Source organism: Alkalimarinus alittae (assembly GCF_026016465.1).
Taxonomy (GTDB): domain Bacteria; phylum Pseudomonadota; class Gammaproteobacteria; order Pseudomonadales; family Oleiphilaceae; genus Alkalimarinus; species Alkalimarinus alittae.
Window position 1 is genome coordinate 3080921 of record NZ_CP100390.1, and the last position, 26147, is coordinate 3107067.

General features: G+C 41.0%; 28 protein-coding genes. 18 read left to right on the forward strand and 10 right to left on the reverse strand.

What is annotated here, in order from left to right; translation table 11 throughout:
- The first annotated feature begins 70 nt into the window (after positions 1-70).
- Together NKI27_RS13955 and NKI27_RS13960 are read left to right on the forward strand one after the other, a co-directional pair.
- A complete protein-coding gene (locus tag NKI27_RS13955; protein ID WP_265046647.1) occupies positions 71-1372 on the forward strand; it encodes a polysaccharide deacetylase family protein in 1302 nt (433 codons plus the stop codon).
- Between the two features lie 15 nt (positions 1373-1387).
- The gene (locus tag NKI27_RS13960; protein WP_265046648.1) at positions 1388-2494 is read left to right on the forward strand and encodes a glycosyltransferase family protein; all 1107 of its coding nucleotides are present in this window, start codon (positions 1388-1390) and stop codon (positions 2492-2494) included.
- Here NKI27_RS13960 and NKI27_RS13965 read toward each other — a convergent pair.
- The 7 genes from NKI27_RS13965 to NKI27_RS14000 all read right to left on the reverse strand — a co-directional run bounded on the left by NKI27_RS13965 (position 2484) and on the right by NKI27_RS14000 (position 9055).
- Positions 2484-3554: a glycosyltransferase gene (locus NKI27_RS13965; RefSeq protein ID WP_265046649.1), complete on the reverse strand. Its 1071-nt coding sequence runs from the start codon at positions 3552-3554 to the stop codon at positions 2484-2486. The genes NKI27_RS13960 and NKI27_RS13965 overlap by 11 nt on opposite strands.
- Before the next feature lie 2 nt (positions 3555-3556).
- On the reverse strand, positions 3557-4609 hold the full coding sequence (locus tag NKI27_RS13970; protein ID WP_265046650.1) for a hypothetical protein: 1053 nt from the start codon (positions 4607-4609) through the stop codon (positions 3557-3559).
- A 31-nt stretch (positions 4610-4640) separates the two neighbouring features.
- Positions 4641-5249, reverse strand: coding sequence for a class I SAM-dependent methyltransferase (locus NKI27_RS13975; RefSeq protein ID WP_265046651.1), 609 nt, complete (start codon positions 5247-5249; stop codon positions 4641-4643).
- 10 nt (positions 5250-5259) lie between these two features.
- Positions 5260-6126, reverse strand: coding sequence for a glycosyltransferase family 2 protein (locus NKI27_RS13980; protein WP_265046652.1), 867 nt, complete (start codon positions 6124-6126; stop codon positions 5260-5262).
- Positions 6119-8104 carry a hypothetical protein gene (locus NKI27_RS13985; RefSeq protein ID WP_265046653.1) on the reverse strand — a complete coding sequence of 662 codons (1986 nt, stop codon included), beginning with the start codon at positions 8102-8104 and terminating at the stop codon, positions 6119-6121. The genes NKI27_RS13980 and NKI27_RS13985 overlap by 8 nt, the downstream gene beginning before the upstream one ends.
- Positions 8067-8513, reverse strand: a complete 447-nt coding sequence (locus tag NKI27_RS13990; protein WP_320109427.1) for a pilin — start codon at positions 8511-8513, stop codon at positions 8067-8069. Before NKI27_RS13990 ends, NKI27_RS13985 begins: the two co-directional genes overlap by 38 nt.
- 71 nt (positions 8514-8584) lie before the next feature.
- The gene (locus tag NKI27_RS14000) at positions 8585-9055 is read right to left on the reverse strand and encodes a pilin (protein ID WP_320109428.1); all 471 of its coding nucleotides are present in this window, start codon (positions 9053-9055) and stop codon (positions 8585-8587) included.
- Between the two features lie 336 nt (positions 9056-9391).
- On the opposite strand from NKI27_RS14000, the gene pilB reads away from it, so the two are divergent.
- The 11 genes from pilB (at position 9392) to tsaA (ending at position 17226) form a co-directional block, all read left to right on the forward strand.
- Positions 9392-11101 carry a type IV-A pilus assembly ATPase PilB gene (gene pilB / locus NKI27_RS14010; protein WP_265046654.1) on the forward strand — a complete coding sequence of 570 codons (1710 nt, stop codon included), beginning with the start codon at positions 9392-9394 and terminating at the stop codon, positions 11099-11101.
- A gap of 2 nt (positions 11102-11103) precedes the next feature.
- The gene (locus NKI27_RS14015) at positions 11104-12330 is read left to right on the forward strand and encodes a type II secretion system F family protein (protein ID WP_265046655.1); all 1227 of its coding nucleotides are present in this window, start codon (positions 11104-11106) and stop codon (positions 12328-12330) included.
- A 66-nt stretch (positions 12331-12396) separates the two neighbouring features.
- Positions 12397-13266 (forward strand): prepilin peptidase, encoded by an 870-nt coding sequence (locus NKI27_RS14020; protein ID WP_265046656.1) that lies wholly within the window; start codon positions 12397-12399, stop codon positions 13264-13266.
- A gap of 47 nt (positions 13267-13313) precedes the next feature.
- Positions 13314-13889 carry an AAA family ATPase gene (locus NKI27_RS14025; RefSeq protein WP_265046657.1) on the forward strand — a complete coding sequence of 192 codons (576 nt, stop codon included), beginning with the start codon at positions 13314-13316 and terminating at the stop codon, positions 13887-13889.
- Positions 13889-14062 carry a hypothetical protein gene (locus NKI27_RS14030; RefSeq protein WP_265046658.1) on the forward strand — a complete coding sequence of 58 codons (174 nt, stop codon included), beginning with the start codon at positions 13889-13891 and terminating at the stop codon, positions 14060-14062. The genes NKI27_RS14025 and NKI27_RS14030 overlap by 1 nt, the downstream gene beginning before the upstream one ends.
- 36 nt (positions 14063-14098) lie before the next feature.
- Entirely contained in the window at positions 14099-14686 is a 588-nt protein-coding gene (gene coaE, locus NKI27_RS14035) for a dephospho-CoA kinase (RefSeq protein ID WP_265046659.1), read from the forward strand.
- A 30-nt stretch (positions 14687-14716) separates the two neighbouring features.
- Positions 14717-14944, forward strand: a complete 228-nt coding sequence (yacG, locus tag NKI27_RS14040) for a DNA gyrase inhibitor YacG (RefSeq protein WP_265046660.1) — start codon at positions 14717-14719, stop codon at positions 14942-14944.
- Positions 14945-14963: 19 nt separating this feature from the next.
- Positions 14964-15410, forward strand: coding sequence for an HIT family protein (locus NKI27_RS14045; protein WP_265046661.1), 447 nt, complete (start codon positions 14964-14966; stop codon positions 15408-15410).
- A gap of 14 nt (positions 15411-15424) precedes the next feature.
- Positions 15425-15784, forward strand: a complete 360-nt coding sequence (locus NKI27_RS14050) for a CidA/LrgA family protein (RefSeq protein ID WP_265046662.1) — start codon at positions 15425-15427, stop codon at positions 15782-15784.
- Entirely contained in the window at positions 15781-16500 is a 720-nt protein-coding gene (locus NKI27_RS14055) for an LrgB family protein (protein ID WP_265046663.1), read from the forward strand. The genes NKI27_RS14050 and NKI27_RS14055 overlap by 4 nt, the downstream gene beginning before the upstream one ends.
- Before the next feature lie 12 nt (positions 16501-16512).
- Complete coding sequence (tsaA, locus tag NKI27_RS14060) at positions 16513-17226, forward strand: tRNA (N6-threonylcarbamoyladenosine(37)-N6)-methyltransferase TrmO (protein WP_265046664.1); 714 nt, start codon at positions 16513-16515, stop codon at positions 17224-17226.
- A 138-nt stretch (positions 17227-17364) separates the two neighbouring features.
- Here tsaA and NKI27_RS14065 read toward each other — a convergent pair whose 3' ends face one another.
- Complete coding sequence (locus NKI27_RS14065; RefSeq protein WP_265046665.1) at positions 17365-17805, reverse strand: PilZ domain-containing protein; 441 nt, start codon at positions 17803-17805, stop codon at positions 17365-17367.
- 140 nt (positions 17806-17945) lie between these two features.
- On the opposite strand from NKI27_RS14065, the gene NKI27_RS14070 reads away from it, so the two are divergent.
- Positions 17946-18197 carry a YkgJ family cysteine cluster protein gene (locus tag NKI27_RS14070; protein WP_265046666.1) on the forward strand — a complete coding sequence of 84 codons (252 nt, stop codon included), beginning with the start codon at positions 17946-17948 and terminating at the stop codon, positions 18195-18197.
- Positions 18198-18217: 20 nt separating this feature from the next.
- Here the strand turns inward: NKI27_RS14070 and NKI27_RS14075 are convergent, their stop codons facing one another.
- Positions 18218-20563 carry a response regulator gene (locus NKI27_RS14075; protein ID WP_265046667.1) on the reverse strand — a complete coding sequence of 782 codons (2346 nt, stop codon included), beginning with the start codon at positions 20561-20563 and terminating at the stop codon, positions 18218-18220.
- A 338-nt stretch (positions 20564-20901) separates the two neighbouring features.
- On the opposite strand from NKI27_RS14075, the gene NKI27_RS14080 reads away from it, so the two are divergent.
- The 4 genes from NKI27_RS14080 (at position 20902) to NKI27_RS14095 (ending at position 25656) form a co-directional block, all read left to right on the forward strand.
- The gene (locus NKI27_RS14080; protein WP_265046668.1) at positions 20902-21243 is read left to right on the forward strand and encodes an ArsR/SmtB family transcription factor; all 342 of its coding nucleotides are present in this window, start codon (positions 20902-20904) and stop codon (positions 21241-21243) included.
- Between the two features lie 13 nt (positions 21244-21256).
- Positions 21257-22279, forward strand: a complete 1023-nt coding sequence (locus tag NKI27_RS14085; protein ID WP_265046669.1) for a DUF3187 family protein — start codon at positions 21257-21259, stop codon at positions 22277-22279.
- A gap of 125 nt (positions 22280-22404) precedes the next feature.
- Entirely contained in the window at positions 22405-22974 is a 570-nt protein-coding gene (locus NKI27_RS14090) for a YfaZ family protein (RefSeq protein ID WP_265046670.1), read from the forward strand.
- 231 nt (positions 22975-23205) lie between these two features.
- Positions 23206-25656: a hypothetical protein gene (locus NKI27_RS14095; RefSeq protein WP_265046671.1), complete on the forward strand. Its 2451-nt coding sequence runs from the start codon at positions 23206-23208 to the stop codon at positions 25654-25656.
- A gap of 165 nt (positions 25657-25821) precedes the next feature.
- On the opposite strand, the gene NKI27_RS14100 is transcribed toward NKI27_RS14095, so the two are convergent.
- Entirely contained in the window at positions 25822-26109 is a 288-nt protein-coding gene (locus NKI27_RS14100) for a DUF1145 domain-containing protein (RefSeq protein WP_265046672.1), read from the reverse strand.
- Between the last annotated feature and the right edge of the window lie 38 nt (positions 26110-26147).

Genomic DNA, 26147 nt, shown 5'->3' on the forward strand with positions numbered 1-26147 from the left:
CAATATACTACTTGATGAAATACTAGGTATTCCTTTCAACATTACTACCACTCCTACCTGCTCGGACTCAATGGATAGCAAGTCAGCTAATAAGAGCGTTATATCAATTATTGGGGAAGGGAAAAGGCTATCAGTTAATGATACTTTTTTATCCCACGTCAAGAATAATTGGCTGGACGCCACCCTAACTATCACAACGCCTCTGAAAAGGTGGAATGTAAAACAACACATAACATTAACAAATTTATGTGATGGATCACTTCCTGTTCTTTTTGGGAGTAACGCTATTGAGGACGAATATTTACAGCGAGATCAAAATAATATTTATCTTGAATTAGACATATTTGGCTCCGCATTTTTTATGCTTACTCGGTATGAAGAGGCACTATGTAAAACAAAAGACAGCCATTCTAGATTTCCATCTGACCAGGCTATTAGCATCAAAGAGAATATCATTCACAGGCCTATTATTAACGAATACATAGAAGTCCTGTGGGCATGTATCAATGAGCTTTGGCCACTCCTTGATCGGCGGGAACGAACATTCTCCATACAACCAACACATGATGTTGATGCACCTTACGAAAGAAGATTATTAACATTGAGCGGTACCTTGAAGCGTTCGATCAAAGACATAACGATTCGCAAAAGTTACGCATTGGCGATAAAAACACTTCTTAATAGTGTTTGGGCTAGATACAAAGATCTCTCAGTGGATCCATACTTCACATTTGACGCCATTATGGGCCTCAGTGAGAAGCTAGGACTTACAAGCCATTTTTACTTTATCACTAACAGATCCTCAGGGTTGTTAGATGGCGACTATGATATTGATGATAGCGAGATCAAAGCGCTCATCAATACAATTAATAAAAGAGGACACTATGTTGGTCTGCACCCTAGCTATCACTCATTAGCTAATCGAGAACAGCTGCAATTTGAATTTGAAAGGCTTCGCCAAGCCTGCACTCATTTAAATCAGAAAGAATTTGGAGGGCGCCAACATTACTTACGCTGGGATGCAAAAAATACTTTTTCTGATTGGGACAACGTAGGATTAAGTTATGACTCATCCCTTTCATATCCAGAAGTAGCAGGTTTCAGAGCGGGTATTTGTTATGAATACTCTACATATGACCTTTTAAATAGAACAAAGCTCAACCTCAAGGAAATACCACTTATTGTCATGGAGTCATCCGTAATTGACAAACAATATATGGGGCTTGGCACAGGGGAACCAGCACTCGAGTATATACTACTACTAAAGAAAACCTGCCAAAAGTTTAATGGGAACTTCTGTATTCTTTGGCATAATCATAGATTGATTAAGAAAAATGAGCTTACCCTGTACACTAAAGTATTATCGCAATAATAGGCCCGATCACTTATGAAAAAAAACCTAAAGATACTACATTTTGGTCTATTAAAAACAATTAACCCTGGCATTAAGCAGCAGTTGATATGTGAGCAGAAAGCACCAACCTCCCTTAACTGGCATGTTACCTTTTTTAGCCATGACCCAGTTAACGAAGGTTTCATGCGCCAGCCAGCTTACCCCATTTCTATCTTCAAGACATCCAGGCTACTTAAGTATCTTACCCTTCGTATTAGCGCTTATTATTGGTTGGTCAAACACGCAGATGAATTTGACATCATCATTTTGCGTTACCCATTAGGTGACCCAATAATTCCATTGTTTTTTTTAAGAATTAACAATTACCTAACGATACACCACACCAAAGAACTGCATGAAATCAATCCGCGAACATCATTAGTTTCAAGGCTTCAGTTTATAATAGAATCCTATGCAGGTAAGCTCATATTAAAAAAAGCAAAAGGTGTAATAGGTCTTACAAAAGAAATTTTGGAGTATGAGCTCGACAGGATAAAAGGCATTGAAAAACCTGGAGTAGTCAGCGCAAATGGTGTTGATACTGACCTCTTTCCTCCTTGCAAAGACTGTCGATCAGGAGTTATTAAGTTAGTTATTCTTTGCTCGAGAGCTTATCCTTGGCATGGAATTGACATTATTAAACGGGAGCTAAAAATAAATAACCGAGCCGATGTCGAAATCCATGTTATTGGAAATTTAGAAAGAACAGCTCTAGGCAAGGATAAAAGGGTAATTTATCATGGCTCTGTAAAGCCCAATGATCTTGCTAATATACTATGTCAGTTTGATATGGGAATAGGCTCTCTTGCACTTCAAAGAAATAATATGAAAGAAGCATGCATCCTAAAAACAAGAGACTATCTGGCTGCAGGATTACCTGTTTACGCGACATACTCAGATTCAGGTCTACCTACTGAGTTTCCTTATTTTATAAACCAGTTATTTAGTTTAAATAAAGCAATTGAACTCGCTAAAAACTTTCGAAAAACAAGTAGGAATTTAATTATCAAGACTTCTAGACCATACATTGACAAACAAGCGCAAATCAAAAAACTTACCGAATGGATTAATCAACAACCAAGCTTCACTTTTAAGAGTTAACTAGGGCCATACTTAGCGCATAGGACCAATTATTAGCCTGTTCCTCCCTCCCCCACTTACGTAAATAGTCATTTCTAAATAATAGCGACTGTTTCTCCATAAAGAATAGAAGTTCAGAATTTGAAAGAACTTCATCAATTGTTTTAGCAAATGCTTCAGGAGTAATAGCTGTTACAATTTTGCAGCATTTGTAATCACTAAACACCTCTGAAATCTCACCCACATCGCTGCTTATAGAAGGCGTTCCGCAAAACGCTGATTCAAGCAAAATAGCTGGTAACCCCTCACTTTTTGATGAAAGGGCAATCAGCCGTGAGTGATGAATTATATCTCTTACATCCCCCCTAGCACCTAAAAATGTTACAAGGTTAGATATGCCTAACTCAGATGACATTGCTTCAAGCTCAACTCTTAAAGGTCCGTCACCCACAATAAGTGCACGATAAGACTTACCCTTTCGATAATTGATTGCCACAGATTTCAATATAACTTCAACATTTTTAACGCCAACTAAATTACCAACGAAGACAACATCCCAATATTTTACTCCCGATAATTCATAACTAAAAATTTCAGGATCTATATAACTTTGCATCTCATAAATTTTATCCTGCGGGATATCACTTAGATAGGACCGCATCTTACTTCCCATAACGAATATAACGTCACACATATAAAGGGTACGAGAAAAAAACCATTTAAGTACTTTCTTTTGCCCATGAAGCATCACGTCACTACCAATAAGCCATACGATAGCTTTTTTTCTGAAAAGCTTAGCCACAACAACAGCCACGAAACCGTGCAAAAAAAACTGAATACCTATAACAATTTTAATTTCTTTTTTAGACATAAGACTAAGTAACTGAGTTAACCTCCAAATTTCAAATAGAAGTCTGTTTTTTGCTATATAAGCAGAAGGGTTAACGTTTATTACTTTAGCGAAATTTAAAGGATATGGTCGTATCAAGTATATCTTTTGTATTTCTTGGTTAGCCTGCAAACCAATTAATTTAGTTTTTAACTTCTCGTCACCCAATTTAGCTGTCACGATGATTTTCATTATTAATTTGATTCCAATACTTGAATGATTTGTTCAGAGAACCAAGGCACTGGGTCACTCTTATCTGTCAAAAATTTTCTATGGTTGCTATTATATTTCTCTAAATCCACTCCTATTAACATACGCTCTACTGCAGTTAAGAAGTTTTCCTGATCATCTGGCGAAAAACCAAACGCAAGCCTGTAACGCTCAAACTCATCAATTACAGACAACCGTCCCTGAAAATCACTTAATCGAAAAGCAGGCGTACCTAAAACAGCCGCTTCTGATGTCATTGTTTGGCTATCACCTATAAATAAACAAGCAAATGCAAGAGCATGATGAATTCTATGAACAGGTATATTAAGCCGATACGAACTAAGGCTTGACGGCAAAGTTTTCTCAGATGAAATATAACATTGAATGTTTAGTTTAGTGCACAGCCCAATAACACGCATAACCACCGCTTCAGAGATTCCTCGGATATTTTTGTCATGGTGGGCAGTTAAAGCAGACAATCTCATTAGAATAAATTTTCTAGAGGGGTCAATCCCAAGCTCTCTGTAAACACCTGGGTCTGGAATAAAACGATTAGGATGAAGATAAATTAACTCATGACACCCAGCATAACGTCTTGATTTTTTATCGTACGATCCCATTCTCAGAACATCAGGGCATAGAATACGCTCAGCAAACGGGTAGCTGGTATGAGCAATCAATGGCACTTGATCAACATCGTCATCATTAAATGACAACGATTTCTGTTGCAATAAAAATCCTGCGATATTTCCAGCGCCATATTTTGTTACCCAAAGATCAATTTTTCGCTTCTTGCCAATTTTTAAACATTTGAAAATATTACCAGCGAGCTCTACCGCATTCCCTAGCAAGCCTGTTGAAGCTGTTGAAATACACTGATACTTAATGCCCAAGCGATCTGCTAACTCACATGAAATATCCTTATCTCTTAAAACCCAAATAAACTCATACTTTGACTGTGCCATTAAATATGTTTGGATTGAATGGAGTAACCATACTTGAGAAGGGTGTGCAGGTAAAAAAGCAATTTTTTTCATTGTATGAATCTAATGTGTAACACTTGAATGATCATATTTTATATATTATCAGGTTAGAAACAACCGGAGGCAAATGAAAAAAACGCTTGCTCTTGCCATCTTTAAATCCTTCAAACTGCAGCCATGCCTCATCACTAAAGTAATTTAGTCGGCTATAGGATTTTTTCTTTTCATGCGATCTAAGCTGCCACAGTAAAGATGCTGAATGCGGTTCAATTACTGTAGAGACTGAGGGTACCACAATTACATATTTTTTTGATACGCGATTAATTTCTTGAATAACTCTTGCCAATTTTTCTATCGGCTGAATATGCTCAAGAACGCCAAAGGACACAGTTAAGTCGAAATAGTTATCTGGAAAGTCTATCGTCTCTGCGTCGCTAACAATCATAGAAAAGTTAGACTGCTTTAACCCATAATCATCTACATCAATACCGGTAATCTCAATTTCATTATTATCGGCACAGAGCTGCACAAAATCTTTACCATTTGCGCAGCCTACCTCTAATATTCTTTGATATTTACCTCCACTCGCTAAATCTTCGGATACCAACCGATTAATGATCCTAAGCCGTCTACGAGAGAGCCTCCTATTCAAGTTAATACGTAACAATATTTTTTTAATCCCATGTATCAACATGCTTAAACTTCTATTTATCTTTAGACTTAGCTGCTAGAAAAACCAATGAAGTGATTTGTTCCGATATCAACCCAATTAGAAACACCAATATGGATGTAACAAAGAGCAGCGCCGACATATTGGTAAACCGCCCCATTTCAACCAATGTATAACCATAGTAACCAGCACCAACACTAAAAAATAAAAGACTTAATGGGAAAAAAAGCTTCAAAGGAGAATATAATGTAGCGATTTTAAAAATTATCAAAAGAAACCTAACGCCGTCTTTGAACGGCCTAATATGGCTTTTTCCAATCCGTTTATCAGCAATAATTGGAAGGTACCCAACACTATACCCTGCCCTAAAAAATGCCATTGTTATGGTTGTTGGGTATGAAAATCCATTAGGTAAAATAGAAATAAACTCTTTAAATAACTTAGTTTTAACGGCCCGAAAACCAGATGTCAGATCTCCAATTTTCTGGCCTACCATTAAGCTTGAAATACGATTGTAGACTGAGTTTGCAACTAATCGGCCCGCACTGGCCTGAGATGTTGACGAACGGGCACCTACAACCATATCGAAGCCGGTTTCTAGCTTTTCAAGTAGCTTAGGGATATCTTCTGGGGAGTGTTGACCATCCGCATCCATAAAAACCACAACATTAGTTGATACAGCTCTCGCACCAGATTTAATAGCTGCGCCATTACCTTTTGAATAAGGGTGGGTAATCACTGTGACCCCCGCCTCTTTACATACGGCTTCAGTATTATCTGTTGACCCATCATTGACTATAATTATTTCTTCAATGCAGTCCAATTTCAGTAATCGAGGTATCACGCCTTTAAGCGCGGCAGCTTCATTTTTAGCAGGTATAACGACACTAACTTTATTCATGTTGCTTTATCTTTTCTTTTAGAGACATTAAATCATCTACGTCAGGTTTATATTTCAAGCATTCAATTGAGAGTTTATTACAACGTTCTGCAACTAGCTCCATATATTTCTTACTTTTGTTGTAATCCCCGTAAAGCCAATACATATTACTTAGACTTACCAGAACATCCACTCGAGGGGAAAAATCTTTCGCTATTTCCATGTATAAGATAGACCAATAATAATCTCCCTCCACACCAAAAATCTTTGATAACAAAATAAACAACTCAAACTTATTACCGCTATAGTTGGTGTTTCCTATCAAGTCACTGATATACGTTTTTAAGATGGTTTTATCTAAACTAACACACTGTCCCGACTCAATTAAAGCAATAGTAGAGTGAATAATATTAAACGTCTCTTTGTAAAACTTACCGGTCTTCGCAACCTCACGTAAAAACGCCTGGCTAGGCAGCTCTATTTGAGAACTAAGACAACTTAATTCAAGCCAAAGTAAAGGTTTTGTTGGGTCATTTGTGAATAAATGAAGTGTATCCTGATAGAACTGGGAAGACTGTTCATAAGCACCGTATTTGAATAACGTAGCGCCTAAATGACCATGAGCCCTTTGAGACGTTGGGTTACTCTCATACCAATTCGAGGCCTGCAGGAGTGGCCTACTCCACACCTTAGCTTCGTTGAAAGTCAGGAAAGCCAGCCATGTCGCGCATAAAGTAACTAATGTGGCGAGCACATTTAACTTGTAATGATTTGGAACCCCAATATTTTTCACCCCCCATACGAGACACGAAACAAAAACAGCGACCACTCCTAATAGAGCAAAGTAGTTGCGGTGCTCAAAGTATAGCTCCAGCGGAATTATCGTTGACTCTAAGCTATGCGCTGAAAAATATATCAGTATACCGAGTGCGGACCACAAATACTTTGTACGATTAGCAGCAGCCCATATAATCGCCCCAAGCAAAGCTGTCAGTGCAAGTAACCCCAAATATAACCCTCCCGCCACTGTTGCAATAGGGTAGTTTTCGTGAAATAGTGAATATCGCCCATTAGAAGGAAATAGTATTTTGCTAATATAGTCGAACAGTATTAGAGGCTCAGTTAAAAGACGCTCAATAAGCGTAAAGGGTCGAGCGCTATATGACCTAACAAAAAGCAATTCTGCATTCCAGATAAAATACGAAGCAACCATTACTAAGGGGACATAAACAAACAGCCACTTCCATAATCGATATAGACGACATTTAACGTTAGCTTGCCCGCTTATTGCCTCTAGTATCAAAACGTAAAGAGGTAGTAATACTCCGTTTTCTTTACTCAAAACAGCAAAAACAAAAGCACCACCATATCCGAAAACAAGGCAAACTATTTTTCGAGTTAGTGACGCGTCTTTAGCTCGGCCTACCATCCAGAATATCAGCCCAATCAAGACAAACATTGCAGATAAAATACTCATTCTTTGAACAATGTATAAAACAGTCGAAACCTGAATAGGACTTAACAACCAAAACGTAGCTACCGTGATTGCTAGGCCATGACTGCCAAAGATGTTTTTTGAGCTACAAGCATCGTCATTATTATAGTAAAAATTTAGCAACAACCGACTCAGCCAATACACAAGAGCGCCATTGACAACATGAAGCATTAAGTTAATAACTTTAAAATTATAAGGAGAGCCAGGCCAAGACGATGATTGAAGCGCAAATGAGAAGTAAGATACAGGCCTACCGGAAGCCCCAACACCACCAAAGATATAAGATAGCCAAGCAGTCACGCCCTCCCCTTCATTGATTCGACTAATACCTTGAAGGTTTATAATATCATCTAAAATGAAACGACCATACAAACCTGAAGAAAAGACAACAACTGTCAAAACCAGCAAAAGAAAAACACTGACAAAATCCCTATTTTTAACCAACCCTACCACCATACTTAATGTTTTATCGATTACAACCAAGTGGCAAGTAACTAATATCAACAGTTGTTTCAGTGCCGCTTAACACGCTTGACTGTCCACAACCCCAAGATCTCCCTCGGTCTTGAGTCGCAATTGAAATAGTTTTTCCTTGAATTCTAGGACTTGCACCTGAAGCAGTAAATGTTGCCCTAACAATAATATTTGTGCTTGAGGTTAAAATGGTAATGCTACTAACATACTTACCTACTTCAGTTGTCCCTAGTTGAGAAACTGAAGGAACAGTACCATTATTTGCGTAATAATCATTTATAGGTGCTTTCATACCAGAAATTAGAGTAACACCTTCCGTAACCTGAGACTTAGCAAGGTAATCAATAAAATTTGGAATAGCTATACTCGCCAACAGACCTATGATAGCAACAACAATCATCAACTCAATCAAAGTGAACCCTGTAATATGTTTTTTCATTCAAGCCTCCATATTCATGAGCAAAAAAAAGCCCCTTCAGCAAAACTGAAAGGGCTTCCTGAACCTTGCCTTTACTTACATGCAGATGGTAAGTATTGTGCCGCAACACTTGTTGCTGCAAGTGCTGCTGCTCTTGAGTTAGCAGTACCACCGGATGTTGCTCTACCACAAGCCCACTGAGAAGCAGTAGCAGGTGTAGTTGCAATAGCCAACGTATCTCCAGCAATACCAGCGTTAACACCACTTGTTTTTAGAGTTGCTACAACTACAATAGCAGTACCGTTAGTCTGGATTGATACACTGTCAACATATTTACCAGGAACAGCCCCACCCACTTCATTCAAGGAAGGCGCACGACCTTGACTCTGAACAAACTCTGCAATCGGAGCTTTTAGACCAGCGGTCAAGTTTACAGCTTCAGTTAACTGCGAACGAGCAATATAGTCTTGGTAAGCAGGAATCGCTACCGCTGCCAAAATACCGATGATCGCAACAACAATCATCAATTCGATTAAGGTAAAACCTTGTTGTACTTTTTTCATAAAATATCTCCAGTGTTTAAAGTCGACTACTTCTTTTTTATTCTCTCGGATATTGAGAAGTAGGCAGAAGCTAGCCATGCCTGAAGAATAGCATGTGTTATGCCAACTACAATTTTTTTTTAAATTATTATTATATTCTAGTGAGTTAAGCTCCTCACAGTGAGAAAAAAGCGTAAACCACACCAACAATAAACCTCACTTAATTGTCAAAATGTGACCTTTTACGTCACTCAAGACCAGAACAAGAACAAAAACAAAGGAAAACTTTAAAAATAAACGCCACCGAACTACACTCTTAAGTTAGACACTAAACTTAAAGCATTTTATACGGTTCTTATGGCATCCAATACATCAACCTCACTTACTGGCTTGGCTCGCAAATTTGTTTTAGACAATCTTCTTGAAGAGCAGATTGCCAAGGACGCCTTTGCCCAAGCGAACAATAATAACATTCCTTTTATTACCTATTTGGTTCAAAACAAACTAGCAGGTGCAAAGCCACTGGCATATTCCGCTGCTCAAGAGTTTGGAATGCCGGTGATGGATCTTTCTACTTTTATGGAAGAGTTAATCCCCGAAAAAATTGTAGAAGAAAAGTTAATAAGAAAGCACCATGCACTCCCACTATTTAAGCGTGGTAACAGACTCTTTGTAGCAACGTCAGACCCTACAAACATACAGGCGCTGGACGAGCTTAAATTTCATACAGGGTTAAGCACCGATGCAGTACTGGTAGAAGATGACAAACTTGGAACCGCAATCGAGAAATATCTCGAGTCGCAAGATACTTCTATGGGTGACCTCGAAGATGCTGACCTTGATGATCTTGATGTAGAGTCTGGAGAGTCAGAAAAAGACGAGTCACAGGGTAATGAATCAGATGACGCACCTATTGTTAAATATGTTAACAAGATGCTTTTAGATGCAATAAAAGGTGGCGCTTCTGATCTTCACTTTGAACCCTATGAAAAAACCTATAGGGTACGATATAGGACAGATGGAATCTTGCACGAGGTATCAAAACCATCTATTAAATTAGCGCCTAAGATAGCCGCTCGTTTAAAAGTAATGTGCCAGATGGATATTTCTGAAAGAAGAATCCCGCAAGATGGACGTATAAAGTTAAAACTGTCAAAAACTAAGGCTATAGATTTTCGTGTTAACACACTACCCACGCTTTGGGGTGAGAAGATAGTACTACGTATTCTTGACCCCAGTAGTGCAAAAATGGGTATTGATGCGCTTGGGTATGAGGAAGAGCAAAAACAACTGTATATGGACGCTCTTGCCCAACCACAAGGGATGATTCTGGTGACAGGCCCAACGGGTAGTGGTAAAACAGTTTCCCTCTATACGGGACTCAACATTCTCAACACACCAGAGACGAATATTTCTACAGCCGAAGACCCTGTTGAAATTAACTTAGAGGGCATTAATCAGGTTAACGTTAATGCCAAAGTTGGGCTTGGTTTCCCTGAAGCTCTAAGATCTTTCTTACGTCAAGATCCTGACATTGTAATGGTTGGTGAGATTCGAGATTTAGACACTGCGTCAATTGCTATAAAAGCAGCACAAACAGGTCACCTAGTACTATCCACGCTTCACACAAATAGTGCACCCGAAACATTGACCCGTATGATGAATATGGGCGTACCAGCATTTAATATTGCCACCTCCGTCAGTTTGATTATTGCCCAACGACTCGCTAGGCGCTTATGTAGTAACTGCAAAGAAAAAGCAGACATCCCTAAAGAGGCACTTTTAAAGCAAGGGTTCACAGAAGCACAAATTGAAACAGGACTTACGTTGTACAAGCCTAAAGGCTGTGATAATTGTTCAGGAGGCTACAAAGGTCGAGTGGGTATTTATGAGGTAGTCAAAGTCACACCCGCAATTTCGCAGCTTATTATGGAGGAGGCGACCTCTCTGGATATAGCAGCTGCAGCCCAAAAAGAAGGGTTTAATAACTTAAGACAGTCTGCAATGCTTAAAGCAATTGAAGGCGTAACAAGCTTGGAAGAAGTTAACCGAGTAACGAAGGATTAATTATGGCAGAAAAATCAGAAAAGTTAGGCTCCTTCACTTGGGAAGGTACAGACCGCAAAGGTAATAAAACCAAAGGCAAAACGAGCGGGAAAAATGCGGCATTGATTAAAGCACAACTACGACAACAAGGAATAACGCCCACTAAAGTAAAAAAAGAAGCGGTTTCCTTATCCTTTGGTGGGAAAGGGAAGGCAATAACACCCTTTGATATCGCTATTTTTACTCGCCAATTGGCGACCATGATGAAAGCGGGCGTTCCGCTAATTCAGTCCTTCGATATAGTTGCAGACGGGCTCGAAAACCCAAACCTTCGTGATATAGTACTGGATATAAAAACTGAGGTTGCAGCAGGTAATAATTTTGCAGGAGCCCTTCGACGGCACCCAAAACACTTCGACGATCTATTCTGCAATCTAGTAAACTCTGGCGAACAGTCTGGCGCTCTAGAAACCATGTTAGATCGAGTAGCGACCTATATGGAAAAAACAGAAACACTAAAGAGAAAAGTCAAAAAGGCCATGACTTACCCAATCGCAGTCGTTATTGTTGCATTGGTAGTGACTACAATACTCCTTGTCAAAGTTGTACCACAATTCGAGGATCTTTTTTCCGGATTCGGAGCAGACCTGCCTGCATTCACTCAATTTGTCATAGGCATATCCGAATGGATGCAAGAGTGGTGGTTTGTTGCTTTAGGAATTATTATAGCCACAGTCTACACATTTAAAGAAAGCAAAAGAAGGTCTCCTGCTTTCGCGGATAAAGTAGATCACTTTATGCTTAAGTTACCCGTTGTAGGGGTCATTATAGACAAATCTGCGGTAGCTCGATTTGGCCGAGTTTTATCAACAACATTTGCTGCTGGCGTCCCATTAGTGGATGCATTAGATTCTGTCGCAGGCGCCGCAGGAAACGCAAAATACCGTGACGCAATACATACAATAAGGGATGATGTTTCATCTGGGACGCAGCTTCAGTTTTCCATGAAGAGCACAGCTGTGTTTCCTTCTATGGCCGTTCAACTAGTAGCAATCGGCGAGGAATCTGGCGCCCTTGACTCTATGCTAGAAAAAGTTGCTGATTACTATGAAGAAGAAGTTGACACTTTGGTTGATAGTTTAACAAGCCTTATGGAGCCCGTAATAATGTCTGTATTAGGTGTTCTCGTAGGTGGCTTAATTGTTGCCATGTACCTCCCAATATTCCAGATGGGACAAGCCGTAGGTTAACTCAGTTTAAAACACTATCGACGGCCTGCCCTTGCAGGCCTTTTCTTTTAAAGAGATAACCACCAAATGCAAAACCTAGATCTATTCCTAAATTCCCCAGAATACCTCTACCCTTCTATCTTCATTCTGGGCCTTATCATCGGTAGCTTCTTAAACGTCGTGATCTATCGCATACCTAAAATGCTGGAGCAAGAGTGGAAATCTCAGTGTTGTGAGTTGCTAGAAGTTGAAGGTAAAGAAGAGCCTAAAGTAACCCTCTCCACCCCCAACTCTACCTGCCCTCAATGTGGTCACGAAATAAAGCCTTGGGAGAACATCCCCGTTATTAGCTATTTATTTCTACGCGGTAAATGTTCTTCGTGTAAAACAACTATATCGCTTAGATACCCTATTATTGAATTAGTCACAGGCATTTTATCCCTTGGTGTGATTGGCGTATTAGGCGCTAATGGTGCGGGTTTTTCAGCGCTGTTTCTGACCTGGGTGCTTATTGCGCTGACGATGATTGATTTTGATACTCAACTGCTGCCTGACAACATGACCTTACCACTCGTATGGTTAGGGCTTATTGTTAACTCATACGGCCTATTTGTACCGCTTGAAGAAGCACTTTGGGGGGCTGTTGCGGGCTATTTAAGTCTTTGGACGGTTTATCATGGGTTTAAGCTCCTCACAGGCAAAGAAGGCATGGGCTTTGGCGACTTTAAGTTACTGGCTGCCTTAGGGGCCTGGATGGGATGGCAGCTGTTACCTGTCATTATTCTGTTATCTTCTCTTGTGGGTGCAGTTGTAGGCATATTACTCATTGCGATCAAGGGCCGCGATAAGAATATCCCTATCCCATTTGGTCCATACCTTGCTGCTGCCGGCTGGCTAGCACTACTTTGGGGGCATGACATCACCCAAGCTTACCTTCAATTTTCAGGCATGAAGTAATAAGTGAAGCCTCATGTACGATTCAGTTATTAAGAAGGACTTTGATTATGCCTACATGCTGGGTTATAGCAGGCCCTAACGGTGCTGGTAAAACCACATTTGCATTGCGTTACTTACCCAACGTCGTAAACTGTACCCGCTTTATAAATGCAGACTTAATTGCAGCGGGTTTATCGCCGTTAGCTCCGGAAAGAGAACTAATGGCGGCCAGTCGTATCTTTATACAAGAAATAAAGGACTGTGTTAGTGCCAATGAAAACTTTTCGTTTGAAACAACCTTAGCCGGCCGTAGTTACTTAAAATTAATCACTCAATTAAGGTCTTCAGGTTGGAAAGTTGAGTTAGTATACTTAGCACTACCCAAAATGGGTATGTCAAAAGCTCGAGTGGCTGAACGAGTAACACATGGAGGACATAACATTCCAGCAAAAGATATTGAACGCCGTTTTTCTCGAAGTTTGAAAAACCTATTTCAAGACTTTAGTTATGCAGTGGATATGTGTACATGTTTTATGAATACAGGTAGTCAGCCAGAGCTTATTTTTGAGCAGCAAGGTGATAATCGTGATGTATTTAACACTGATCTATACAGCCACTTATTACAAGAAGCAGGGCTAGCCTAATGATCAAAACACAACCTTCTGAAAACAGTCAGAAAATACTTGAATCACTAAAAAGTACCGCAATAAAGACCTTAGAAACAAAACATAAGTTAGGTCAATATGTTGTGGTATGGAAGAACAATCAAATATGTCTTGAAGGGCAAGACACACCTCTTTGCAATAAAGTTAAATAACTCTACCTTCAATTTTCAGGCATGAAGTAATAAACAATGATCATAGGTTTAACCGGTGGCATAGGAAGCGGTAAGTCAGCAGTCTCTGTTTGCTTTGAAACGCTTGGCATAACAGTCATTGATGCTGATGTTGTGGCACGAGAAGTAGTTGAGCCCGGCTGTTTAGCTTTAAATATGATTGCTGATCACTTTGGTGATGGAATTTTAACGACAGAGGGAGCGCTTGACCGCGCAGCTTTACGTGCAGTTATATTTTCGGATGAGGGTGAACGTAAATGGCTAGAGGCATTGCTTCACCCGCTTATTAGAAACGAAATAACGCGACAACTTAGCCAAAGCAACGCGCCCTACTCTATTTTAAGCTCTCCCTTATTGCTAGAAACCGATCAGCATTCGCTGGTTGATCGTATTTTGGTGGTTGATGTGCCGGTTGAGCTTCAAATAGAGCGCACAGTTCAACGTGATAATAATTCAATCGATCAGGTTAAATCGATTATTAATGCGCAATCATCGAGATCGCTTAAGCAACAAAAAGCAGATGACATTATTCTCAATACCGGTACTATTGAAGCCTTGGAAAAAGAGGTTGCGCGGCTTCATCAACGTTACCTCAAAATGATATAGACAGCACAACCAACAAGGGCCTTATACTCAATGAGCAACAAAACAAGTAAAAAAGTCATTTCTGTAAATTGCCCGACCTGCAAAAAAGAAGTTGAGTGGCTAGAGGCTAACGAACAACGCCCTTTCTGCTCCGACCGCTGTCGCTTGATAGACTTGGGCGCATGGGCTTCTGAAGACTACAAAATAGCGGGCAAACCGGCATCAGAGTGGGATATGGCTGATGTGACTATGGGCAACGAGCCTACGACCCTTCAGTAGTTTATAATCGGGATGTATTATGTCTAACTGTCTTTTCTGTAACATCACTCAGAAGAAAGAAACCTCTTCAATCGTATATGAAGATGATATCTGCATGGCGATTATGGATATCTTTCCCCTAGGCGAAGGCCATATTTTAGTATTACCTAAACAGCATGCGGTATTGATTAGTGAGCTAGATACTGCAACGCAATCTCATTTGTTTACAGTGGGCAGCAAAATCGTTGAAGGTCAGCGAAAAGCAGGCTTTGGCGTTAAAGGCACGAATTTCTTACTGAATGATGGTAAGGCCGCCAATCAAACGGTCCCCCATATACACCTTCACCTCATACCCCGCAAAAAAGGCGACCTGATTACTGCAATCCCGAAGTTAGCGCTCCATATCACAGGCTTGTTTGGCAAAAGTACTAAAAGAGACAAACTTAACCGTCAGGCTAAAGCCATCAAACAGCACTTACCGGTCTAACGTCTAAGCAAACCATGCTGCCATCACTCACCCTTATCATTGTATTTCAGCTTTCTGGTGCATTTATTCAACAATACTTTAACTCACCTATTCCTGGTGCGGTTATAGGTATGATTTTGTTTTTTGTCTATCTCTGTATCTCAGGTGGAGGTAATGACAAATTAATCAGCACTGGCAGCCAGTTACTCACCTATTTACCGCTTTTTTTCATCCCTGCAGGCGTTGGTATTCTGGTTTATACCGATGAGTTAAAAGCACATGGTATCGCTATACTGGCATCTCTGACGGTAGGCTCTGTGATTGCATTTATTCTGACATTGTTGATCTTTAAGCGACTGGCGGTATCGTCAAAAGATACTGATTCATCGACATGATAGATATTTCAGCCTTCAATTATGTCGCGTTTATGGCCAGCCCGTTGTTTTGCATCCCTTTAACGCTGGTAGCCTATTTGGTGGGCACTAAAGTATACGATATCAGCGGCAAAAACATTTTTCTACAGCCGATAGTGACAGGCATTGTACTGGTGATGCTGGCAATAATGCTGCTTGATTTACCCTATGAGCAGTATTTTAGTGGCGCGCAGATCATTCATTTTTTACTGAGCACTGCCACTGTTGCACTCGCGATTCCCTTATACCTGAACATCAAACACATTAAAGCGAGCCTTCGCCCACTGATTTTGACACTTCTAATGAGTGGTATTATTGCTTCCGCGACAGCTGTCGCCATTGCAGGGTTACTCGGTGCCTCTTTAGAGATTATGCTTTCTCTGGCGCCCAAATCGATAACGACCCCCTTTGCAATGGGTGTGGCTGAAAGTATCGGTGGCTATCCTCCGCTCACGGCTGGGTTTGTTATATTTACCGGTATCGTGATCGCGGTTGCCGCCTCGCCTATTTTTAAGTGGTTGAATATCAACGATCCAATCATTCAAGGTAGCGCACTGGGGATGATTGGTCATGGTATCGGAACCGCTAGAGCGCTTGAACTAAGCAATAAAACAGGTGCGTTCTCTGCACTATCGATGGGGTTAATGGGTGTTTACACGTCTATATTTTTGCCTTATGCGGTCAAACTTTTTATATGATTAATCTTAATTATGTCTGACAATCAATTTACACTAGACACCATTGGCATTATTGCTTCTCCGTTCAAAGAGAAATTTGGGATTCCTCGGCAACCATCGTTGGCGCGAAATATTACTAGCGAGATTATCATCACGCCGGCTTACAACCGAATTGAAGCGTTCAAAGAATTAGAGCAGTTTACACACCTGTGGCTCACCTTTATATTTCATCAAAACCTGAGGTCGGAATGGAAACCCAGTGTTCGACCTCCCCGTCTCGGTGGCAATAAAAAAATAGGGGTATTTGCCAGTCGATCACCGTTTCGTCCTAATAATTTGGGATTATCTGCGGTTGAGTTTGTGGGTATCAGGCACAGCCAAAACCAAATCAGTATTATCATTAGAGGGGCTGATTTAGTAGATGCCACACCGATAGTGGATATAAAACCCTACATTCCTTATAGCGACTCCATTCCCAATGCGAGCGCGGGATACGCCAGTGAAGCCCCTTGCAAACCATTAATCGTTATTTTTTCTGCGCTAGCGCTTGAGCAGATACAAGCACTAAACCCAAAGCAATACCCCAACCTAACACTTATTATTGAAGATGTGCTGTCTGCAGACCCTCGACCTGCTTATAAGACAGGCCAAGACTCAAAAGTGTATGGGGTTAGGTTGTATGATATTGATGTAAAGTGGCAAGTAACAGGTGAACAGGTTGAAGTGATGTCGGTGGATAAGATTTAGGCGTACTTTATGTAGGCCGGGTTTTAATCCGACGCGGGTTATAACATTACAGCACCCTCTAAATATAACAAAATTGAATTCAGCGAACTAGATTACATTACCCCTGTAACAACAAAAATCATGGTTTTTTAATGCAGGTTAATTGATAGTCTCGTTTTGCGGGTGCTCAAATGACGGAAAGTCCCTAGCGTACTTTTTAATCCATTCTTGCGCTGCTTCTTCTATGTTTAAGTCTCTGCCATCGGTTTCTTTAACATTGTTTCTATAGTGCTCTATGTGACAAATTTGCTCAACCATTCTTGCAGCATAAGCATCTTGCTCGTCAATAAATTCCACCCCGACTTCATAATCACTTAAGCTATTTTTTCTGCACCATACCACTTTACCATGCGTTTCAAAGGGTGGTTCCACCAAGGGGATTTTGATCTTGATTAATGCTTTGAGTTCAAGCGCTGTTGCACTCTTGAGACTAAGGCCTCCGATGCTAACATCTTTGATGCGCAAGTGATCGTCGCTCGCCCACTCAGCAGGCGAGAGCTCTATAGGTACATCAGTAGGATGACGAATATACGAGCGCATATTTTTCAAATATCCATGGCTGTTTTACTTTAGTATAGACGAATAAAAATTAAGCGGATAAATTGCAGTAATTTCTATAAACTAACACCATAAATCAAAGTTACACGGGTTTTCTTCATCAACATTATCTAAAGGTCATTATGGATTGCCGACTCGGCTGCGGGGCTTGCTGCATAGCACCTTCTATTTCAACGCCCATTCCCGGAATGCCAAACGGTAAGCCTGCAGGTGTGCCCTGCGTTCAGCTAGATGATGATAACTTATGCTTATTATTTGACGATGACCGCAGACCGACAGTATGCGGAAGCTTTAAAGCAGAATTAGAGACTTGTGGTACAACCAACGCAGACGCACTTGTTAACATAAAGGCGTTGGAAGCTGCGACAACCTAAAGCGAGGTTCTTAGAGAAAACTATGTCTCTAAATAAAGTTCGACAACCGACCTTAGCTGTTTGGCCTTAACGGGCTTGGTAATGAACTCATCCATACCCGCATTTTGACAACGCTCCCGTTCACCCTCCATTGCATTAGCGGTGAGTGCAATAATAGGCGTGCGACTAAGCCCTGACTCTATTTCTTGGCGACGAATCTCTCGGGTTGCTTCATAGCCATCCATAACGGGCATCATGCAATCCATAAACACCATTTGATAGTTTTGTTCTACCCAGCGCTTAACGGCTTCTTTACCATTATTTGCCACGTCCACTTTACACCCTGCTTTTTCAAGCATTCGAGCAGCGAGTGTTTGATTAACGATATTATCTTCCACCAGCAATACACTCACACTAGACTCACTTACGACGTCTTCTGAGGTTGGTGCATCCTGACCCTGTATCGTGAAACGAGTCACCAAACGCTTATTATGAACTTGTTTATCACTGAACACTTGATGAATGGTGGCGCGAAGGTATTGGTCTCTTAACTGTTTACTTAAAAAACCATTAACGCCTGCCGAACGAAATCGACTGGCGTCACCTCGCTGCGGGTTTGAAGATAACACCACCAGGCTGATATCGTTCCATTGAGGCGCTGAGCGAACAACCTCACAAAAATCCATGCCGTCCATATCGGGCATAAAGTCATCTAATAGAATCATGTCAAACGGCTGTCCAGTATCCGTTGCTAACTCTAACAGCTGAAGGGCATCACCGGCTGTATTGGTTGAGTCAAACCTAACCCCCCATTGACTAAGCGATTCGAGTGTGATCTTTCGACTGAGTTCATAAGAGTCCAGCACTAATATCCGTACACCTTCAAGAGCCTTCATATCTTCTTGCACATTGGTTAAAGGCTCTCGTACCATTGGTAACGATAAGGTCACCCAAAATGATGCCCCTTTATTTTCTTCGCTCTCAAAACCAATCTTACCATCCATTAACTCAACCAACTGCTTGCAGATAGCTAACCCCAAACCTGAACCGCCGAAATTTCGCGTTGTCGAGGGGTCAACCTGCTTAAACTCGTCAAAAATGGTGCGTTGATGTTCTTCATTAATACCGATACCGGTATCTTCTACAGCCATCCGAAGTTCAATATCATTTTTGGATTGTTTGATATACTCGATGCTAATTAAGACATGTCCGTGGGCTGTAAATTTAATGGCGTTAGACGTTAGATTGATTAGAATCTGTCGTAAACGAACAGGGTCGCCCTCAAGTAGCATAGGTAATTCGGGATCGATGCGTGTCTCAAGTGCAACACCTTTTGCTTCTGCTTTTTTACCCAATAAGCCGATCACATCGTTGACGGTATTACGCAGACTAAACGCAACAGGCTCAATGATTAATTTGCCCGACTCAATCCGCGATATATCCAATATGTCGTTAACAATACCTAACAATGATTCGGCTGACCCTTGAATGGTCTGAACGTATTCTCGTTGTTCATTATCAAGCGATGTATCAAGCAGTAGTGAGGAAAAACCCAAAACCCCATTCATAGGCGTTCTAAGTTCATGACTCATATTAGCCAAGAATAAACTTTTGGCCTTGCTCGCCTGAATAGCTTGATCTCTTTCATCGATGGACTGACTTTCAGACTTTTTAAGCCGACTGGTCTCTTTAAAAAGACGTAGCCGCATCTGGTTAAGGGCATAAACAACATAGGTTAATTCATCAGGCGTTTTTGGCGCTTTTCGCTTTAGTTTAAGCGGGTCTGCTAAGTTTTCCATATCAATATTTCGAGTATACCGTGACATGGTTTCTAAGTGCCTAGTAACCATTACTCGAACAATAAAAAGGACAAAAAGCGACACTAATAGTGTTTTAACACTTTGGCTAGCCAAAATAATGAACGCCTCTCCCCACAGATGGTTATAGACTGGCTGTACACTAGCGCCTACCGTCAGCTCACCTAACCAGTGGGCTTCAACGCTGTCGTGAGGGCGCTTATATAAAAGGGGGTATGCACGAGAGATGCGGTGCTCAATGCCTGGCATTTCACCAACCGTTATAATTTCGCCATACCCCGTTGAAATAGATGCATATTTTATAATTTCTGACTTTATTATGCCCTTAAGCTGGAGGGTCAGTTCTTCCTGATCGACGTGCCATAAGCTATTACTTAAACCCTCAGAAAACGTATCTGAAACTTGGTCTAGGTTTCGTTCAATTGTTGCTACTTCGTGCTTGAAATCAAAATACAGTTGAGCGCCTGTCGACAGTAAGGCAACGAATGCACTAAAGACAAGGATATAAGCAAGCACCTTTGTTGCCAAAGGTCTTAACTTGAAGTATTGTAATAATTCCTTTAATAACAACAGCTTGTCCTTGCTAAAAAAAAAGAGTCGTAAATATAAGCAAAATGCCCGTCTATTCTAACAGAATAGACGGGCATTCCTATAAACAGATCAAAAAACCATCGACTCAACCTTCTTTTAGCCCTAGTTTTTTTAAACGCCCACATAGCTTGACGCTATTTGGTGAATGCTGACTAAAAGACGCTTAAACCAACAAAGCGTGTCAAAAACACTCAACCTGTGAACGACACATACTGACGACAGTCCCATATAGACATCTTATCAATCACTAAGTTTGTGTTATATTCGAGAACATACAAGTCGATACCATTTTGCAACAAACTAAAGAGCGAGAAACGGTGACCGAATCTAATCAAAACCATAAACAATTGAGCGCTGAAGCGCTTGAGCAGATAGCGCTCAGATTTAAACTCCTTAGCGACCCCATGCGATTAAAAATTCTTCATTCATTGCAGGAGGGGGAACGTTCAGTTAATCAGTTAGTTGCATTAACAGGAAGTTCTCAACCCAACATATCTAAACACTTAAATATTTTACGAACGTCAGGCATGGTAAAACGTCGACAAGAAAGTAATCAGGCATTTTTCTCTATATCAGCACCTTTTATTTTTGATCTTTGTGAGATTGTTTGTAATGGTATTGCTGAAGATCTGGATCAACTAAAACGTAATTTTACTTAACCTAAAGACCAACATGATAATTCATACGATCAACCGCAGAGTCCACATTAAAACTGCCTTTATCTTGTTGATAATTTGCGCAAGCCTTTTGCCTTTTACCGCACAAAGTGTCGAGAGTCATGCATTCAACACGCTCAACCTGAACCCAATGGTACAAATTTTTGGTCTTCCATCACTAGCCAACCAGGTACTAGGCGCACAAGGTTTATTTGAGGTTGAAATCGAACAGCAAACTGCCAATTATTATAGTCAATCAATATCTAACGATGAGGTGATAACCTTAGACGGCGAAACCTGGAAAACGCGCCTGAACATCGCTTATGCATTAACTGATCACTCAGAGATATCAATCTCCGTGCCCTACATTAGGCATTCTTCAGGTTATATGGATGACCTAATTTATAACTGGCACGACACATTTGGTATGCCTCAAAATAACCGAACTAAAAGCACCAATAACAACATCGACCTGTACTACAGCGTTAACGGTAAGACCCCAGTCGATTTGAACTCGACCGTTTCTGGCATCGGGGATATCAGGCTAACGTACGCTCATCAGCTGAATGCCTTTAATCGCGACCTTATACTGCAAACCGTAATTAAGCTCCCGACCGGAGATGTTGCCACGCTTACCGGCAGTGGCGGTACCGACCTATCGATAGGTTTAATGATAAACGATGCCATCTCTTTTGAACGTCAAAACATCAACACGTGGGCAGGGGCAGCGGTCACTTATCTTGGCAAGGCTGATGGTGATCTATCAGACAACCAAAAAGATTTAGCATGGTCGGCAAGTGCCGGTTTAGGCTGGCCGATCAATAGCGCATTGATACTTAAAACTCAATTCGATGGTCATTCAGCCGTCTATAATAGCAATACAACTGAGCTAGGTGACCCAGCATTGATGCTAACCTTTGGTGGGGATTACTACTTCACGCCCCTTTATAGATTAGAACTATCTGCAGTAGAAGATATCATTGCAGAAACGTCACCCGATATCGTCTTTAGCGTAAAATTTTCCGCTAAATTTGAGTAAATACCGAACATATTTTAGCCCATTAAATATTTTCATCCCAAATATGCACTGTAACTTTACCTTTTGGATATAAACTTTTACCCTTTGCATCCACAGATTTAATGGTTTACCTGAAAGGATCCCCAATGAAAGCTTCAAAACTGTTGCTCGCTGCTTCAATCGTAACCCCTTTAATTGCCGGCAGCACTGTTGCTCATGCCAACGATGTGAGCCTTCGCATTAGCGATGACTCTGTTCATACTCAAGTCAATATTAGCCCTAACAGCTCAACCATTGATTTTGGCGCTGGCTATATGTACCACGAAGGAAGCCGCCATATTATTAATATCGATATGCACGCAAAAGGTCAAACCGCCATTGGTAACCTTCCGACCACTGTCGGTGTAGGCGTTCAGGCAACGGGGTTTGATGATAAGCAGATAGATGGCGGCGCTTTAGGTCTTGGTGGCTTTGCCAGACTAAACCTCCCTAGCGTTCCAGGCTTGTCATTTGAAGGTGCCCTGCACTATGCACCCTCTATATTGTCTTTTGGCGATGCTGACGATTTAACCCGCTTTAAAGCACAAGTTAACTATCGCGTCATTCAAAATGCCGATGTTTTTCTAGGTTACCACTTCCTTAATACTGATTTAGAGCATTCAAACGATGTCACGCTAGACGAAGGTATTTTTGCAGGTATGAAACTACTTTTCTAATAAGTAAGTGTTTGGATTTAAAGCGACGACCCACAAGGTTGCCGCTTTAAGTTATTTTTTGGCAGCAAGTCACAAACAACCCCGCCTCAACTTTATAACTTTGCCATTGTGGCTTATAGTTATTCATATCAGTACGCATGTTTTGTATTAACACTGAACATCCGTGCCTTTAGCTTCTTTATATTCTGACTGTCACATGTTTTACAACCCTGCTGTGGAATGATTAATTTTATGCTTACACTAGACACAACTCTGTTTAGATCAACAACACCACTTCGAATCTACACTTCAGCCAAACAAGCGTTACTATGCCTTTCACTACTTGTCATGTTCTCACTTCTATCAGGCTGTGGTGGAGGTAATGAGGCGGTAAAGGCTGCGGGTAAAACAAAGAGTACATTCGCCAGAAATACAGAGTCTGCCAACGAAGAAATTGCACAGAATGGCACATCAGATACCACCGCATGTACAGGTACAGGGCCTTCGGCGGTTACCTACTGCCTTGTGGTCGAAGCAACCGATACAATGATCGCCAGCTGGCAATCAGACCTTTTTAATTTGATAACGCCGTCTAAAGCATACGCGTTACGAGGTTTAAGCACTGTCCCCGCTCAATCGATTGAAATAATCCAAGTTGATGAAAACCTAAACCAGATTTCCAATTCAACGATACCTGCTTATACCGTTACCGAAAATCCTGCCTTGGGCACCTATTCTATTAACTTCTCTGAATCCCCTCCGGCTCGGATTGATATTATTGCAAAAGTAACCTTGGAAAATGACGAAATATTATTAGCGCCATTTATTGACTCAAGTATCGACCAAAACTTTAACCCTATCGTAATCGTTAATGTAGTGTCTGATTTCTTGGTAAAACGTCTATACAAAAAACTCAATACTCCAGAAGCACTCAATGAACTGCTTCCTTGTAACGACGGGGGTAGTAATTACGGCAATAACGTTGGCTGTAAAAATCAACCTTTCGCAAAGTTTAATCTTTGGGCCGCGCTTAACGGCTTAACTCAAAGTTATGAAATAGATATCCCCGCTACCTATAACATTTCAGAAGCATTTGACCTGCTAGATAAAACCGGTGAGTTTAAGGCGCATATAGATACAACACTGGATGAAATAATACGAACTCAAGAGGCCTTTGTCGGAGGAACCGAGCGCGAAGTAGCGTTGTCTACCATCCAAAATGATCCAGAAAGCCTTACCGTTAAAAAAGAATATAACAGTACGTTGTTTTCATTAGCCTTTAATCAAACAAACCCAGGTTCTAGCTTAAAAGGCGCATCCATCAGTACGACTATTTCATCGCCTTTTACTAAAGAGTCTGATGCAGTGAGTTATCCGGCACTGACACGAAATACCACTAACTTTAATATCTCAGTCACAAACTTAATTGAAGATTTCCCGATGTTAAGGATATCATTAAGCATAGATCAAGCAAGTGACGTACTGTTATCACCCGCACTAAATAACGCACTTACAGCTTCCCCTAGTAACACTTTTCTTACTAGCCAAGGTTTCTATATCGTCGGAAAAATGCCTTTTCAGACCATAACAGACAAAACCAGTTCATCGGCCATTGGTTGGCAGTCTGACCCTTATACGCAGCTCGTCTACTCATCAGATAGTGATACAGCAGGCCCGCAAAGCATGCTCTCTGCATTCATTAGGAATGGGGGAAAGTATTCAATCTCGGACAATGGCGATTCAACCTGGACTCGTAACAACCAACTAGAAGAGCAAAACATATTTGCATGGAACAACTATAATCAGACTGATGGCGCTACCGCAGTGATCACATCGAACACATACGGGGTTATAAGTTTTTCTGTAAACCTGAGCGAAACGGGTAACGTGCTTACAACAGCAGGAGAAGTTCTTCACTGGGACGCTGAAACCGCACAAAGTATTAGCCAGACGCAACCCTCCGTCGCACTCCTTTCCGATAATCACTATCAACGCTATTCCTTTTCAAGAGCAGAAAGCTTAGACCTAACTGTGGCAGCCTCTAGTCGCAATGCAATTGCCGTTACTAGATCATATGAAGACTTGGACTCAGATAGTTCACCGAAAGGTCGCATATCTGTTTCTGCGCCTGGTTCAACCGAATCGAGCCTAGCCACCGTTACTCCAGCAGGGGATTTAATCACAGTTGCGCTGAACGAGTCAGACGCTGGTCAAGGTCTCATCACAGCCCTTGAAACAAGAACTATCAAGCCGACCTCTGGAAACTTAACCGGAGCCGTTTACCGTCTTGCGGGAAACAGCTTTGGCGCTAACGCGGCGAGCAACGTATTAAGACACTACAACAATTCCACCATTAAACTAACTAGCGGTTCTACAGCAATACTGACATTGAATACGCTTGAATCCACCCATAATGTCAGTACGCAAACCGTTACGGATATTTCAGAGGTCGCCATTTCTTCAGCGAATGGAAACTATACTGTTAACAACGATGGCCTAATACAGTTTATCTTTCCAACGCTTAACCTTGAGCTCAAAGGCTTTATGTCAAAATCTCTGGATGGGACAACTGAAACAAACGAACCGGGTAATGTTTTATCTCTGCTAATGATTCAAGATTATGATGATGTTACTAGCACACAAGCAACTCTTGGCTTAATTTACGCGTTGAGAGAGCTAAGTTTGGATGTAACAGTGGAGTAATCGGCTACTTTGTAGTCGCTCTTACGCGATTCAATCGCCAAGAATAAATGCCCTTATATCTATCGGGTGTTGTGTCGCCGTCATCCGCGTCGGGTTTCCAAATGTAAGCTCATTAGAGAAACCCGGCCTACAAGGGGATTGATGAGTATCGCAGTACGATGACAACTATGAAGCTTTTGCCTTCTCTCGCTCTAGCTCTCTCATCAAAAACGGTAGTATATGAAAGATACCAAACACGAGCACCATTAATTTATCAAACTTAGGTTCCATCAACCTATCACCAAACCGCTTTGTAAATAGCGCCACCTCAACAAAATGAACGAGTAGCACCGCAGCCCCCGCCCAACCGAGCATCATTGCAACATTATCAGAAAAAACCGAGAACAAACTTGAAAAAACGGCGACCCAAAAACCTAATGTAATACCCTTACCCAATAAAATGATCGTTTTCATACTAAAATTATTCCTTAACCCCTTCCCATTTAATAATA